Origin of the sequence: Chitinophaga rupis (assembly GCF_900109685.1) — a bacterium.
Classification (GTDB): domain Bacteria; phylum Bacteroidota; class Bacteroidia; order Chitinophagales; family Chitinophagaceae; genus Chitinophaga; species Chitinophaga rupis.
Map to the genome: position 1 here is coordinate 470,557 of NZ_FOBB01000002.1, position 15,747 is coordinate 486,303.

10 protein-coding genes are annotated in these 15,747 nt (G+C 44.6%); all 10 read left to right on the forward strand.

All coding sequences use genetic code 11. From position 1 onward, the window contains the following. The first annotated feature begins 389 nt into the window (after positions 1–389). The 10 genes from BMZ54_RS09080 to BMZ54_RS09125 all read left to right on the forward strand — a co-directional run bounded on the left by BMZ54_RS09080 (position 390) and on the right by BMZ54_RS09125 (position 15,746). Entirely contained in the window at positions 390–2,315 is a 1,926-nt protein-coding gene (locus tag BMZ54_RS09080) for a polysaccharide biosynthesis protein (RefSeq protein ID WP_089909502.1), read from the forward strand. A 75-nt stretch (positions 2,316–2,390) separates the two neighbouring features. Then, positions 2,391–3,197, forward strand: a complete 807-nt coding sequence (locus BMZ54_RS09085; RefSeq protein ID WP_238386535.1) for a polysaccharide biosynthesis/export family protein — start codon at positions 2,391–2,393, stop codon at positions 3,195–3,197. A 3-nt stretch (positions 3,198–3,200) separates the two neighbouring features. After that, positions 3,201–5,594, forward strand: a complete 2,394-nt coding sequence (locus BMZ54_RS09090) for a GumC family protein (protein ID WP_089909509.1) — start codon at positions 3,201–3,203, stop codon at positions 5,592–5,594. Between the two features lie 21 nt (positions 5,595–5,615). Then, positions 5,616–6,935 (forward strand): nucleotide sugar dehydrogenase, encoded by a 1,320-nt coding sequence (locus tag BMZ54_RS09095; protein WP_089909511.1) that lies wholly within the window; start codon positions 5,616–5,618, stop codon positions 6,933–6,935. 14 nt (positions 6,936–6,949) lie between these two features. Further along, positions 6,950–8,515 carry an oligosaccharide flippase family protein gene (locus tag BMZ54_RS09100; RefSeq protein ID WP_089909514.1) on the forward strand — a complete coding sequence of 522 codons (1,566 nt, stop codon included), beginning with the start codon at positions 6,950–6,952 and terminating at the stop codon, positions 8,513–8,515. A gap of 154 nt (positions 8,516–8,669) precedes the next feature. Next, positions 8,670–9,938: a hypothetical protein gene (locus BMZ54_RS09105; RefSeq protein ID WP_143080945.1), complete on the forward strand. Its 1,269-nt coding sequence runs from the start codon at positions 8,670–8,672 to the stop codon at positions 9,936–9,938. Between the two features lie 2 nt (positions 9,939–9,940). Then, positions 9,941–11,017: a glycosyltransferase family 4 protein gene (locus BMZ54_RS09110; protein ID WP_089909520.1), complete on the forward strand. Its 1,077-nt coding sequence runs from the start codon at positions 9,941–9,943 to the stop codon at positions 11,015–11,017. Between the two features lie 91 nt (positions 11,018–11,108). Then, positions 11,109–12,425 carry a chondroitinase-B domain-containing protein gene (locus tag BMZ54_RS09115; protein ID WP_162277503.1) on the forward strand — a complete coding sequence of 439 codons (1,317 nt, stop codon included), beginning with the start codon at positions 11,109–11,111 and terminating at the stop codon, positions 12,423–12,425. Between the two features lie 38 nt (positions 12,426–12,463). Next, positions 12,464–13,600, forward strand: coding sequence for a glycosyltransferase (locus BMZ54_RS09120; RefSeq protein ID WP_089909526.1), 1,137 nt, complete (start codon positions 12,464–12,466; stop codon positions 13,598–13,600). Beyond that, positions 13,575–15,746 carry a bi-domain-containing oxidoreductase gene (locus BMZ54_RS09125; protein ID WP_089909529.1) on the forward strand — a complete coding sequence of 724 codons (2,172 nt, stop codon included), beginning with the start codon at positions 13,575–13,577 and terminating at the stop codon, positions 15,744–15,746. Before BMZ54_RS09120 ends, BMZ54_RS09125 begins: the two co-directional genes overlap by 26 nt. The last annotated feature ends 1 nt before the right edge of the window (position 15,747 follow it).

Sequence of the window (15,747 nt, forward strand, 5' to 3'; positions counted from 1 at the left end):
ATGCGCAAAGTAAGTAATGATGCACCTTGGTAAAGAGAATGCCTCTTGCTCTAACATTGATATTAGATTTAATAGATATTTTAAATTAAAAGATTTATCAGTGATCAATTTCATTAACGAAACTTTTAACTTTAATACGTAGTATTGCAAACAGGAATACTGGCCCCAATCCACGTTTACAGGGCATTAAGAGAGTTTAGCATGGGGCCCTGGTTATGAAAAAGGGATAAGATACTGTTACAATGTTGGCAAGCAAAAAAGTTTCGTTAACTAAATCTTGATTATTGAAATACTATTGATATAACATGGGGTATGTCACAATCGCTCTATGTATACCAATAAGAAATGGCTATGATCAAAATCTAGTTTCTAACCTCATCTATTTAAAAATGGTAAAAAAGTCTTGGATCACCCCTTCATGGCTTATACTGTTATTGGATCTTATGTACGCAGGCGCAGCAATGTTATTCGCTTTGCTGTTAAGATTAAACTTTGACCTGGATGCGTTCAGGAACTATCCCTTAAAGGATATTTTCAGTATAGTCGTTGGCGTTACATTTGTTTTTTCCCTGTTGTTACGTACCTACAAGGGCGTAGTGCGTTACACCAGCGTAGCAGATATAGGCCGCATCTCCGGTTTAAGTTTCGTGTGTTCATTAGTGTATTATAATATAGAGAACATTAAGCTATTGAATGAAGGAGCTATGATCTTCCCCTTGTCTGTGATTGTCATTAACTTCTTTATCAGCATTTTTACCTGGTTATCTTATCGTTTAATAGTTAAATGGTTCTTCCGGTTCTACTGGCGGGAGCGTAATGAAAATAAGCTCAGGGCGGCCATCTATAACACCAGTCATTCCGGTGTAATGGTGCGCAAAATGATCAATGAAGATAATAATGCAAACATACGGGTAGTAGCCTTTCTTGAAAATACCAGCGTGCTTACCGGGAGGCGGTTGGAAGGATTACCTATTTATGCAGCCTGCAGCGCCTCTTTACAAAAGCTGGTAACACAGGAGCGTATTAAGCTGCTTATTATAGCAGATGAGCAGATAGAACCGGCATTGCTGAATGAGCTGGTAGACCAGTGCGCAGCGCTGAACATACGCGTGCAAAAGGTATTACCGGTAGATCAGTGGATCAGTGGCGGCTGGAACAATACGCAATTAAAAGACATCAATATCGAAGACCTGCTGGAACGTTCTGTTATCAATATACAGAACCAGCAGGTTAGCCGTAGTTTAAAAGGCCGGTATGTATTGGTAACCGGTGCTGCGGGCTCTATTGGCAGTGAGCTGGTTCGCCAGCTGATCAAGAATACGCCTGCCGCTATTATCATGTGCGATAACGCAGAATCAGCCTTGCATGAGCTGGAGCTGGAAGTAGCAGAAACTGCGCCGGACATACCGGTGGTTCCCTTTATTGGAGATGTATGTGACCGTAACCGCATGCAGCAGCTGTTTGAAGTGTATGCGCCTACAGTGGTATACCATGCCGCCGCCTATAAGCATGTGCCCATGATGGAAAAAAATCCATCCATTGCCGTTACTAACAATGTAAGAGGTACGAAAATACTGGCAGAGCTGTCTGTAGAATATGAAGTGGAAAAGTTCATCATGGTATCTACAGACAAAGCAGTGAACCCAACCAACGTAATGGGCGCCTCTAAAAGAATAGCTGAGATCTTTATACAATCCTACAACCGCTACCTGCACGATACCTTTCAGAAGAATGGCAGCTTAGGCGTTGCACCGCCTACCCGTTTTATTACTACACGCTTTGGCAATGTGCTGGGCTCTAACGGTTCTGTTATTCCGCGCTTTAAGAAGCAGCTGGAAAATGGCGGCCCACTTACGGTTACACACCCTGAAATAACCCGTTACTTCATGACCATTCCCGAAGCCTGCCAGCTGGTGCTGGAGGCCGGTGCCATGGGAGAGGGCGGGGAGATCTTTGTTTTTGATATGGGCAAGCCCGTTAAGATTGCCGACCTGGCAGCAAAAATGATCCGCATGAGCGGACGTGAACCTGATAAAGACATCAAGATCCTTTTCACCGGTTTACGCCCCGGTGAAAAGCTGTACGAAGAGCTGTTAAATACAGCAGAAAATACCCGGCCTACCTATCACGACAAAATAATGATAGCCAGTGTACGGGAATATGATTTTGTGGAAGTATCGGAGCTGATCAAAGAATTGCTGAATACTGCACATGAACATTATATAACACCTACGGTAACCCTCATGAAAAAGCTGGTGCCGGAGTTCATAAGCCGCAATTCCACCTTTGAGCAGCTGGACAAAATGAAATTATAAGTGAACTATTAATACTAACCCATCAAAAGAAGTTAATTAGAATAAGGCATGATTAGACCGGAGAAACGCGTATGCATGAGCGTAAAAAAATGGCTGCAGTGTTTTATTGGAGGAATTTTTTACTTGTATTGTTCATCCTGTTCGGCGCCCAAGAACATTACTTACTTCCAGGATATGCCGGATACCGCAAGATATAGGATGGTAGCCATGGCCGCCTTTAATACCCCGGTTATACAGCCGGATGACATACTACAGGTATCCATACAAACCCTCGATCCTAATGCAACAGCGCTGTTAAACCAGCAGAATACCGCCAACTGGCCTGTGTCGGCAACAAGCCCCAGTAGCAGCACGGGCGCCGGTGTTATTGCAGGCTACCTGGTGGATAAGGAAGGATATGTAATACTTCCCCTGATCGGGAAGGTAATGGTGAAAAATAAAACCACGGACCAGGTACGGGATACCGTACGTACCAAAGCCGCTGAATTTTATAAAGACCCGGTAGTGAATGTACGTTTTGCAAACTTTAAGATCACGGTGCTGGGTGAGGTAACCCGGCCCGCCTCTTACGTAATGCCAAATGAAAAAATAACGCTGCTGGATGCCATCGGCGCCGCGGGAGATCTTACCATCTACGGCCGGCGTGAAAATATATTGCTGATAAGGGATAATAATGGTAACAAGGAGTTCATACGCTTTAATCTGAACGATAGTAAAATATTCAGCTCACCTTACTTCTATTTGCGGCAGGGCGATGTGGTGTATGTAGAACCGAATAAATCCAAAGTTGTATCTACTGATGTAGCTCAGGTAAGAAGGATTTCCATTATGGCTACCGTATTAACCCTCTTAATTGTAGTTGCATCAAGAGTTAAGTTTTAATTTATGAATGAGAAAACACAGGTTAATGGGATGAATGGCATGGATGCCGTATTTCAAACTGATGAAAGACAGAACGCGGCAGGGGACCTTAGAAAAACCCTGGACCGGCTGATGCGGCATTGGTATTGGTTTGTGCTTTGCGCTATCCTGGGGCTTTTCCTTTCCTGGCTATACCTGCGCTATGCAACACCCAGCTATAAAATAAAGGGAAAGATATTGGTGCAGGACGATCAAAAGGGCAGCGACCTGCCCGGCGAAGAGATCCTGAACCAGCTGCAGATGTTTAACAATAAAAGCAGCGTGGATAATGAAGTGGAGATCCTGAAATCCCGCTCGCTGATGGAAAAAGTGGTAAGGGATATGGAGCTGAACACCACTTACTTTGTAGAAGGCCGGGTGAAAAAAACAGAGCAGTTTGTAAAGCTGCCGTTCACCTTTCACTGGCTTACCCTGAAGGATACGCTGGATGAAGTAAAGTATGTGCTGAAACCACTCAATGAAAAAGAATTCACCCTCAACTATAAGGATGTTTCCCGGAAAGCCGCCTGGAACGATACCCTGCATCTGCCGGAAGGCATTGTATGGATCCGCCGGAACGATCTTTTTCCGCTGCAGAATGATGAATACCTGATAAAAATGCAGTCAATAGATAACACCGTGAGCGATTATCAGCTGCTGCTGGATATTGATATACCCAACAAACAGGTAAGCACCATTGACCTGGCGCTAACCGCCACCATTCCCGATAAGGGGGAGAAGGTGCTGAACAAGCTGCTGGATGCATACCTGCAGGCCAGTGTAGAAGATAAGAACCGCATAGCAGACAGCACTATTTCCTTTATAGATAACCGCCTGGTAATAGTAAGCGCAGAACTGGCCGGCGTGGAAAAAGACATTCAGCAGTTCAAACAATCCAACCAGCTGGCTAATCTGGAAGAGCAGTCCAAGCTGCTGGTAGCTACCACCGGCGACCTTTCCAAACAGCTTACAGAGCAGCAGGTGCGTTTAAGTATAGTAGAAACGCTGGAACAATATATCCGGGATGAACAAAATAATAAGCGGGTAGTACCTTCCTCTTTAATTATACAGGATCCTACTTTTATAGCCCTGGTGGAAAAGTATAATTCCCTTCAGCTGGAACGGGAAAGAGCGTTGTTGTCCAACACGGAAATGAACCCGTTTGTACAGAATTTAAACCAGCAGCTGAAAGGGCTGCGCACAGACCTGCAGAATAACCTGGCATCTCTGAAGCAGGGCATTCAGGCGGGGCTTGCAGGACTGCAGCATAATGCAAATGTAGTTAGCAGTGAGATCCGCAGCGTACCCGGTAAGGAACGCATTTTCCTGGATTACTCCCGGCAGCAAACCGTAAAGCAGGAGCTGTATTTATTCCTGCTAAAAAAGCGGGAAGAATCCGCCATCTCCAAATCATCCAATATAGCCATTGCAAGGATCATAGATCGTGGGAAAAGTGAACCGCTGCCGTTTAAGCCACGGCGCGCATTAACCTATTTGCTGGGCCTTATTGGAGGTATCCTGTTATTGTCTGCCTGGCTGTATTTGCGCGAGCTTTTAAACCGCCGTGTCACTGATAAGGAAGATATTACTAAAAATACCCCCGCACCCATCCTGGCAGAGATTGGGCATAATGCCCACCATGAAAGGGTAGTGGTGGAAAAAGAATCCCGCAGCCCGGTTGCAGAGCAGTTCAGGGCCATGCGCACCAACCTGCAGTTCATACTCTCCGGTAAAAAAGAGAAGGTGATACTGCTTACCTCCAGCATGAGCGGGGAAGGTAAATCCTTTGTAGCCACCAACCTGGCGGCCGTACTGGCCCTGTCGGGCAAAAGTGTGGTATTAATGGAAATGGACCTGCGCAAGCCTAAAATATCCCAGATGCTGGGGCTTCCCAACCAGGTAGGGTTCAGCACCTATGCTATTGGAAAGGTATCGCTGGATGAGCTGATAAAACCTTCCGGTATCCACGACAATTTCTGGTTAATACCTTCCGGCCCCATTCCGCCTAACCCGGTAGAACTCTTGTTGCTGGAACGCACAGAGCAGCTTTTTGCGGAGCTGAAAGAGCAGTTTGATTACGTGATCATAGATACAGCCCCTATTGGTCTGGTGACCGATGCACAGATCCTGGGACGCTTTGCAGATGCGACGCTTTACCTGATCAGGCAGGGATACACATTTAAACAACAGGTGCAGTTAACCAAAGAACTATACCAACAGCGGAAGCTGCCTAAGATCAACTTAGTAGTGAATGACATAAAAGCAAAGGATGGTTATGGATATGGATACGGCTACGGTTACGGATATGGCTACGGTTACGAAGAAACGGGCACTGTGAATGTATTCACAAGAATAAGGAATACGCTGGTACGGAAATAACAATAAATACCCCCTTATAATATGCACAACAACGGAAAATTTAATAAGGTGGAGAACGCCAGGATTGCCATTATAGGCCTGGGATACGTTGGTCTGCCGCTGGCTTTAGAGTTTGCCAAAAAATATGATACACTGGGGTTTGATATTAACCAGGACCGGGTAGAGGAACTGCAGAAGGGAAAAGACCGCACACAGGAAGCCAGCATAACGGACCTGAAAAAAGTGCTGGCACTAAAACATGAAGGTAAAAAACAGGTAGGGCTAACATTGTCTTTTGATAAGAATGATCTTAGCCGCTATAATACCTTTATTGTTACAGTGCCTACGCCCATTGACCAGTTCAAGGCGCCCGACCTGCGGCCCTTATTAAAGGCATCTGAAATGCTGGGCTCCATCCTTAAAACCGGTGATATTGTTATTTATGAATCTACTGTATACCCCGGATGTACGGAAGAAGAATGCATACCCGTGCTGGAAAAAGTATCGGGGTTAAAATTCAATAAGGATTTTTTTGTGGGATACTCCCCCGAGCGTATTAACCCTGGCGATAAGATCAATACCCTTACGAAAATAAAAAAAGTAACCAGCGGTTCCACACCGGATATAGCCTGCCGGGTAGATGGCTTGTATGCTTCCGTTATTGAAGCGGGTACGCATAAGGCATCCAGCATAAAAGTGGCCGAAGCATCCAAAGCCATTGAAAATGCCCAGCGGGATCTGAACATCTCTTTTGTAAATGAGCTGGCGCTGATCTTTGACCGTATTGGTATTGATACCAATGATGTGATCGAAGCTGCCGGCACCAAATGGAATTTTCTGAAATACAAACCAGGCCTGGTGGGCGGTCATTGCATAGGCGTAGACCCCTATTACCTGGCGCATAAGGCAGAAGCCCTGGGGTATAACCCGCAGGTAATACTTTCCGGCAGAAGGGTAAATGACCATGTAGGGCACTTTGTAGCCAATAAGGTAGTAAAGCTGATGATTGAAAAAGATCATAAAATAAAAGGCTCCCGGGCGCTGATCATGGGCATAACCTTTAAGGAGAATTGCCCGGATGTGCGCAATACCAGGGTAGTGGATATATATTATGAGCTGAAGCAGTTTGGCCTGCAGGTAGATATTTATGATCCCTGGGCAGATGCTGCTGAGGTAAAACATGAATATGGCCTGGATGTATTGAGCAAGCTGGATTGTAATACCGTATATGATGCCATTGTAGTAGCTGTGGCGCACAATGAGTTCCTGAATTTTGATTATGAAAAGGTGAAACGCAATAACGGGGTAATATTTGATACAAAAGCCTGCCTGGACCGGCGGCTGGTGGATGCCCGGTTATAAATAAACCATACGATATGCTGAACATAGAGGGCGTGCAAGCAAGAATAGGTCCTTTTTTTTCCAGGAAGATACATGCCATTTTTAGGGTGGATACGAAAGCCGGAATGGCTAAAAAGATCTCACAAGGCATTATATGGACCTTCTTTAGCACCATAGTATTCAGAAGCATTATTTTTTTAACATCCGTTTGCGTGGCCAGGATATTAAACCGGGAAGGTTTTGGCGAGTTTGGCATGGTGCGGGCAACGGTAGATATGTTTGTTGCCTTTGCTGGATTCGGGCTTGGAATGACCACTACCAGATTTGTAGCAGAATATAAGCTTAGCGATAAAGTCAAAACGGGGCGTATTATCAGGCTGTCTGCAGTGGTGTCCTGGATAATAGGTTCCGCGGTAGGGCTGATATTAATAAGTAGCGCGAATGCGCTGGCCACCCGCTCATTGCATGCGCCGGATCTTGCAAATGATATTAAATATGGTGCAGTGGCCATCCTTTTTTATTCCATTAACACCGCACAAAATGGAACCCTGGCAGGGTTTGAAGCGTTTAAAAGCATTGCAAAGATAAATATGATCGCCGGGTCAGTAAACTTTCCCATATCCATTCTGCTGGTCTGGTATTTTGGAATAGAAGGGGCCGTAATAGGCCTTGCTACTAATGCGGTGATCATAGCAATATTAGGCTTCTTTGAAGTGCGGAAAGCAGCAAGGAAGTATGATATAAATGTAAACGAGAATGGCGCATTAAAAGAATATAAAGTGCTTACCCATTTCAGTTTGCCCGCCGTGTTAGGTAATATACTTATCCTGCCTGTAACCTGGTTTTGTAACGCCATCCTGGTTAAACAGCCTAATGGCTTTGAAGATCTGGGAATATATAATGCCGGCTTAAGCATTATGTTAATGGCAAATGTTGTGAATAACATGCTGGGGCAGGTATTAATGCCTTATGCAGTGCTGAACTTCAAAACCAGGAGTAAGAAGTTTGAAATGCTGAATAGCATGATGCCCTGGGCAATCGGTATCCTGATCTCTCTGCCCTGTATGTTTGTTCCCGAAATTGGGGATATGCTGTTTGGTAAGAATTTTTCGGGGAGTGAATTAAGAGCAACCATCATGATCATTATGATCAGCACTATTATTATTTCACACCGGCAGGGAATAGTCAGGAATATTGCCGCCGGCAGTTATATGTGGTGGAATGTGTTGAATAATTGCTGCTGGGGCATTATTGCGCTGGCGGTAATGTATCTGCTGAGAAATAAAGGCGCTGAGGGCAGGGCGGCTGCATTTGGGATAGCCTATGTGTGCAGCACTGTGATCTTTATTCCGTTTTACTATCAAAAGAAGCTGTGCGACCATCATTTCATTGCATCTCCTGAATCCATAATGATATGGCTGCTGGTTTTTTTCTCCTTTGGTCTGTTATACTTTATGCATATGGGAAGCTTGCTTGCGCGCGGAGTTATGTTAATGGTAACATTAACGATCATCCTGATGTTATTTATCAGGTATTATAAAAAGTATGTGTTGCAAACAAAAGTGAAGGCCGTTCTGAATAAACAGGAAGCGTATGAATAACTTGTTATTTTATATCATTAATGTTTTTCTGATCGCGGTAAGCCTGTCAAGTGATCATCAATTTGTTTTTCAGTATTCTTTTGTGTTTTATATTATACAACTCATTCTTTTCTTTTTAAACTCCCGGCATGCGGTCAGTAAATCGTCACTTTTTTTGAGTCCCTCATTTTTAACCCTTGTATACCTGTGCCTGAATTTTGCATTAGGTGAATATATGGTGTCCAGGCATTATGGCTTCTCTGATCTATACTATAAAGCCATCCAGGACAGCAAGAACTTAAACTGGGTAACCGCATATTTCCTGTTGTGTAATATTGTTGTTTACCTGGCGATTCCGGTGCATTTAAGGGAAGGAAGAATGACGGTGAAAGCAACAGCCGTACCTGCTGCTGCTAAATGGGTGCTGGTTAATAATACAGGCGCCTACCTTATTATAAGCTGTATTGCTTTATTGATCCTGGGTTTTATATCTATTGACCTGTCTGTTCTGGGAGGAAGCGGCAATTTTAGTTATGTTTTCCAGGTAGCCATTGCAATACCATTATGTTTTATACTGTCTATAGAGAAAAGGAGTTACCGCTGGCCGCTTTTTGTACTGATCCTGGCCTTCTTTATGGCTGGCCACTTTGGTTCTAAACGGGAGATCCTGTATATTTTTTTACTGATCCTGCTTGCAGAGGTTATTATGGGTAATATCCGCTTAAATTTTTCGGTTAGGAGAATAATCCTGTTTTCGGTTTTAGGAGCTGTGATCTTCTATATAATTATCATCTCTTCCATATTACGCGGGTATGGAAATTATAATGTAAAGAACATCTTTGACGCCAATGATTATGTTTCCGTTTATATGCGCGAGGATTATTTTATGGATGCCCTGGTTAGCAACCTGGAGGTAAATGCGGTTTATGGTAACTCTGCTAATGCGGCAAATTATGTATTTGCCGGGAAAACAGACCTGCTGAATGGCAGCACCTTTCTGAAGGTACTGTTTATACCGGTGCCAAGGTCCGCTTTCCCTGAAAAACCCAAAAGCATGGTTGATATCTATACCGCCAGGTTTATGCCGGCATTAAGACGGGATGGAGGTTCATTGCCGGTAATACTATACACGGAGCTATTATGGAACTTTCATTTCCTGGGATTACCACTGCTTTTTTTCTTCTATAGATATTTTAATAAGTTATGTAGCGCTGCTTTTTTGCAGCTTAAAAATGGCATGTTGTCTTTTAGGAATATGAGCATAGTATTCCTATATGTTACTTTCATTCAGTTTGTAAGAGGCTCAGGAATGGATATGTGGTTGTTATACTACCTTTTATCTATCCCCTCATTGTTAATATTGGAATACCTGTTAAAGGCAAAATATTTTCATGTGCAAAAAGAGACCCGGTTTAATGAAAGTAATTTATTATTAAATACATAGTTATGTCTGACAGGAAAGTGTTGATACTGCAAACGGCCATAATGCATTACCGCATTCCCGTTTTTAATCTTATCGGTCAACATCCGGGAGTTAAATTAACGGTGGCTTATGAAAAGGGAATGGAAGCCAGGAACGGAAAGCTGCACTTGGAAGGGCTGGATTTTAATGTTGTCAGTTATGAGAATAAAAGGGTTTTAGGTTCCCTGAAGAAAATAAAGCATTTACGCCGGTTAGTCAGCGGGTACGATGTAGTTATTTTCCCGGGTGATCTGCATCTTATATTACCCATTATATCGCTGTTGTTGCAAAGGAAAAGGCGCAGGATCTACTTCTGGGGTATTGGCCTTTCTTCAGAGAATAGTTTGCGCGAAAGTTTCCTGAAAGATAAGATCAGGTTCCTGTTAACAGACCTGTCTGATGGTACCATCCTTTATTCTTCACATGTGGCAGAGATCTACCGGAAAAAGGTGCTGAAGCCTGGTAAAGTATTTGTCGCACATAACTCTATCCGGGTAAAGAAATTTCCTTTGTCTGAAGAAAAAAGAACAAAAGTGCTTTCAATAGGGACCTTTAAGAAAAATAAGCGTTTATCAGACCTGGTAATTGCATTCGGGAATATCATAGACCGTATCCCGGAAAATATAACGCTGGACTTTATTGGCGATGGTGAAGAAGGCGCCATTCTGCAGCAATTAGTGGAGCAAAATGGCTTATCCGGAAGGGTGAATTTCTGGGGAAGAATAGAGGATGATGAAAAGATCTACGCTATTATAAGAAATGCCATTGTATCCGTATCCCCCACACAGGCGGGATTAAGCGTGTTGCATGCCATGGCTTTGGGCTGTCCGTTCTTAACTTCTGTTAATGCAATAACAGGAGGAGAGAAGTTCAATATAAAAGAGAATTACACCGGGTATTATTATAACGGCCAGGTAAGCGACCTGGAGCAAAAGCTGCTGAACATAATCAGGGATGAAAAAACTAACCAGCAGATCGCACATAATGCATATGATTTCTATCATAAGGAGCGGAGCATAGAGCAAATGGCGCAATCATTTATAGACCTGGTTATAAAGTGATCGTAATTGGTAACTCAAAAGATATAATATGAGGAATTGTGAAAATAGTATAAGGCGCACCTTGATAAATATTGCCTGGACAATGTGTTGCATGGTATCAACCGTATATGCCCGGCAGAATGAAATTACTATAACGGCTAAAGCAGGGCAAACCATCAACCTGCAACCCACCTACCAGGATGGCATTCTTCTGATCAGGGGAGAAGGAACTGAAAAAAGGCCGGCAATAGTAGATGGGCGGGGAATTACCGTATTAACTGGGAACAATCAGTTATATGTTATTGGAAAGTACATTATAGTGCAGAATGTTAAAATACTGAACCCTGATCTCATAAAGGGCATACGCTCTGTTGTCTCTTTCAGGTACAAAAAGGAAACAGGGATGAATAGTACGATCAAAAATTTTCAGTTTATACAGGAACCCGGGCAGGTCTCAATAACAACCTATTCCTGGCTTGAAGTATTTGGCCAGAATAATACGGTAACAGGATGCCTTTTTAAAGGCAAAACTACCCGCAATCCTATTATGCACATAGATGTGGATGATGACCAGCCGGACAACCACGTTATTTCCGGTAACACATTCACCGATATACCTGTGCATCCCGGAGAGGCACTGGAATGTATACGTATTGGTTTAGGAAAAGGCATTTCCGGTACGCTGGTGAAGGATAATGTATTTAAAAGATGTTTTGGGGATTCGGAAACGCTTAGCAGCAAATCCAGCGGCAATAAAATGACGGGGAACTATTTTTTTGAGTGCCGTGCAGGCATCTCGCTTAGGGGAGGCAATAACAATAGTGTGTCCGGCAATGTTTTTTATAATACTAAAAATGCGCTCCGCATGTCAGGGAGCGGGCACCAGGTGGATAATAATTACTTTTTCAATAATCCTATTGCTACCGATAATGGTGGCGCTTTGGTACTGATGGTTGGCGGGCCCTTGCCGGATTGTAATTATGAAGTGGTGAAAAATATCACCATTGAATCCAATATTTTTTTGAATTACCTGGGATTAAGGGTTTTAAAACCCGGCGATCAATGTGATGACTACCCCAGTAATATTATATTCCGGCACAACACCTTTATGAAAGGTAAACAGGCATATGACCTGAACGATACAACGGTAGCTGAATTCAGATCAAGTATAGAACCGGCTTTGGTTAAAGGTCCTGCGGCAGCCGCTGTTGGCTTTAATAAAGCAGCGGCAGGAAAAATACAGCCGGCAGATGACCGGTTAAAAATAGGGGTGCATAAAAATGGGGCAGTCATGTTTAGTAATTGTGACTTTGGCCCTGGTTTTTTCAGCCCTAAGTTAAAAGCCGCTAATAACGCCAATGGGGACGGGCGTTATAATGAGATACAGCAAAAATTGAACGATATACGTGCACAGGATCCAAAAAAATAGTTTGTACAATGCCAGCTTATTAAAATAAAAACGGTCAAATGAAAGTAGTGATCAATGCATCAACAGTACGTATTGGTGGCGGGCTGCAGGCCACGCACTCCTTTCTAAGCGAGTGTAGGGTTTTGAGCGGAAATACTTTTCATGTGTTCCTGTCAGCAAAAATGGCGGGGCTGATAGACCGTTCCCTGTACCCGGGAAATTTTACGTTCTATGATATAAAAGCCGGATCCGCCACCTTGAAGGGGCGCAGGCAGCTGCGCAGCGAATTATCGGTCCTGGAGCGCCGCATCCGGCCGGATGTAGTGTTCACCGTTTTTGGCCCGCCTTACTGGCGGCCGCAGGCCACACATATTTGTGGTTTTGCCAAAGCGCAATACCTCTATAAAGATTCACCCTTCTTCAAAATAATAACACTGAAGCAATCGCTGTTATTGAAATTAAAAGAGCACTTTCACATAAGCAGCTTTAAGAACGATTGCGATGTGCTGGTAGTGGAAACAGAGGATGTACAAAAGCTGCTGATGCAGCGGCTGCCCGGCAAGCCGGTGCATACGGTAAGCAATACCTGCCATCAGGTGTTTGATGATGAAAGTAAATGGTCTTATGCCGTAAGGCTGCCCGCATCCAATGCATTTACTCTGTTAACCGTTTCCGCCTACTATATTCATAAGAACCTTTCCATTATTCCCGCGGTTATTGAGTACCTGGTAAAACAGTATCCGGATTTTTCATTCCGCTTTGTGCTCACCTTTAATGCGCAGCAGCTGCCGGGCATTACTGCTATGCATTTACCCTATTTACATTTTACGGGTAAGGTGGATATTGCCGATTGCCCCGCATTGTACCGGCAGGCGGATGCTATGTTCCTGCCCACCTTATTGGAATGTTTTTCTGTTTCCTATGCAGAGGCCATGAAAATGGACCGCATGGTATTAACCTCCGACCTGTCATTTGCCAGGAACATTTGCAGGGATGCAGCTTTGTACTTTGATCCCTTATCGCCCCAAAGCATAGGGGACACTATTTATAAGGCAGCTGGTGATGTACAGTCAAAGGAGCAATTGCTGCATAACGGGCGGCAGCGCTTACGCCAATTTTTATCAGCAAAAGAGCGGGCAGCAGCCTACTTGAAAATAATAGAAGAATGCCATGAAACAGCTTATTCAATCGTTTAAAACAGGGGCCACCATCCTGGAAGAAGTGCCGGCGCCGCAGGTAGGCAGGGGCAGCATCCTTATTCAAACCACCCGCAGCCTGGTATCACTGGGTACAGAGCGTATGCTGGTAGAATTCGGCAAAGCCAACCTGGTGCAAAAGGCGCGGCAGCAGCCGGATAAAGTACGGCAGGTGCTGGATAAAATTAAAACAGATGGATTGATGCCTACCCTGGAAGCTGTTTTTAATAAGCTGGAACAGCCCTTGCCGCTGGGGTATTGTAATGTGGGCAATGTGATAGCAGTAGGGGAAGGGGTGAGCGAATTTAAGATAGGCGACCGCGTAGCCTCTAACGGGCCGCATGCGGAGTTTGTATGTGTGCCTAAACACCTGGCTGCCCGGGTGCCGGATAATGTAACAGATGAAGAAGCGGCATTTACCGTAATAGGCTCCATTGGGCTGCAGGGCATACGCCTTTGTAACCCCACCTTTGGAGAAACCATTGTAGTAATAGGTTTGGGCCTGATAGGATTACTGACCGCGCAATTATTACAGGCCAATGGCTGCCGGGTAATTGGGGTGGATCTTGACCCCGCAAAAATAGCGCTGGCCCGGCAGCAAGGCATTACCGGCATTAACCCTTCAGAAGGTACGGATGTGGTTAAATACGTAACCACCCTTACCAATGGTACCGGTGCAGACGGTGTTATTATCACCGCTTCTGCAAAGTCAGATGAGATCATTACACAGGCCGCCCATATGAGCCGTAAACGTGGCCGTATTATACTGGTAGGCGTAGTAGGGCTGCAGATAAACCGTGCAGCCTTTTATGAAAAAGAGCTCAGCTTCCAGGTGTCCTGCTCCTATGGCCCCGGCAGGTATGATGAGCAGTATGAGCAGAAAGGCTACGATTATCCGTTACCGTTTGTAAGGTGGACGGAGCAGCGCAACTTTGAAGCCGTACTGCAGGCCATGGCCGCCGGCCACCTGCAGGTATTACCGTTAATTACGGAACGCGTGCCGCTGCAGGACTACCAGGAGATCTATGCACGCATTGGGCAAAGCCGTTCTATAGCGTCTGTTCTTATTTATCCTCTTAATACCGTACACCGGTCCTCCGTACAAATAATGCCTGTTGCTTCATTTGCAGGCGCAAATGGGGTAATGGGCATTATTGGCGCCGGTAACTTTACTAAAATGACCCTGCTGCCTGCTTTACAAAAAGCCAGTGCCCACATTAAATATATTGCCAGCAACAGCGGGGTTACCGGTACCACGCTGGCACGTAAACATCATATTCCCATCAGCACGACTACTCACCAGGAAATACTGAGCGACCCGGAGGTAGATGCAGTGCTGATCACTACCCGGCATAATACCCATGCCGCTATGGTATTACAGGCCATGCAGGCAGGCAAGCATGTGTTTGTAGAAAAACCTTTAGCCCTGAACCGGGATGAGCTGGAAGCTATACAGCAGGCCTACGATGGCAGTGTAACCCTTACCGTAGGGTTTAACCGCCGGCATTCGCCCCATGCGCAAAAAGTAAAGCAGCTGGTAGGCGATGCGCCTATGAATATAATTGCAACCATGAATGCCGGCTTTATCCCGTTGAATGTATGGGTGCATGACAGTAAAACAGGAGGCGGCCGTATTATAGGTGAGGCCTGCCATTTTATAGACCTGATCACCTATTTTACCGGCAGCAAAGTAACGGCTGTATGTATGAATGCCATGGGCAGCCAGCCCACTGCACAAACGGATAATGCTACCATCCTGTTAAAGTATGAGAATGGTTCCACAGGAGTGATCAACTATTTTTCCAACGGTTCCAAAGCTTATGCAAAAGAAAGAATAGAGGTATATACGCAGGAGCGTACCGCCATCATAGATAACTTCCGCATTACCCGTGCATACGGCTTTAAAGGGTTTTCAAAATTAAAAACACCGCTGAATAAAGGCCATGCCAACCAGTGCAAGCTATTCAATGAACGCATTTGTAAAGGAGGCCCGGCGCTTATACCATTTGAGGAGATAGTAAATACCACCCTGGCCAGTTTTGCCGCCATAGAAAGTATGCAGCAGGGCAAATGGATCTCCCTGCAGGCTCAGGCGCAGCCTGAGCTGCAGCCGCAGGCGGTATTAAACCATATTGATGTAATATAAA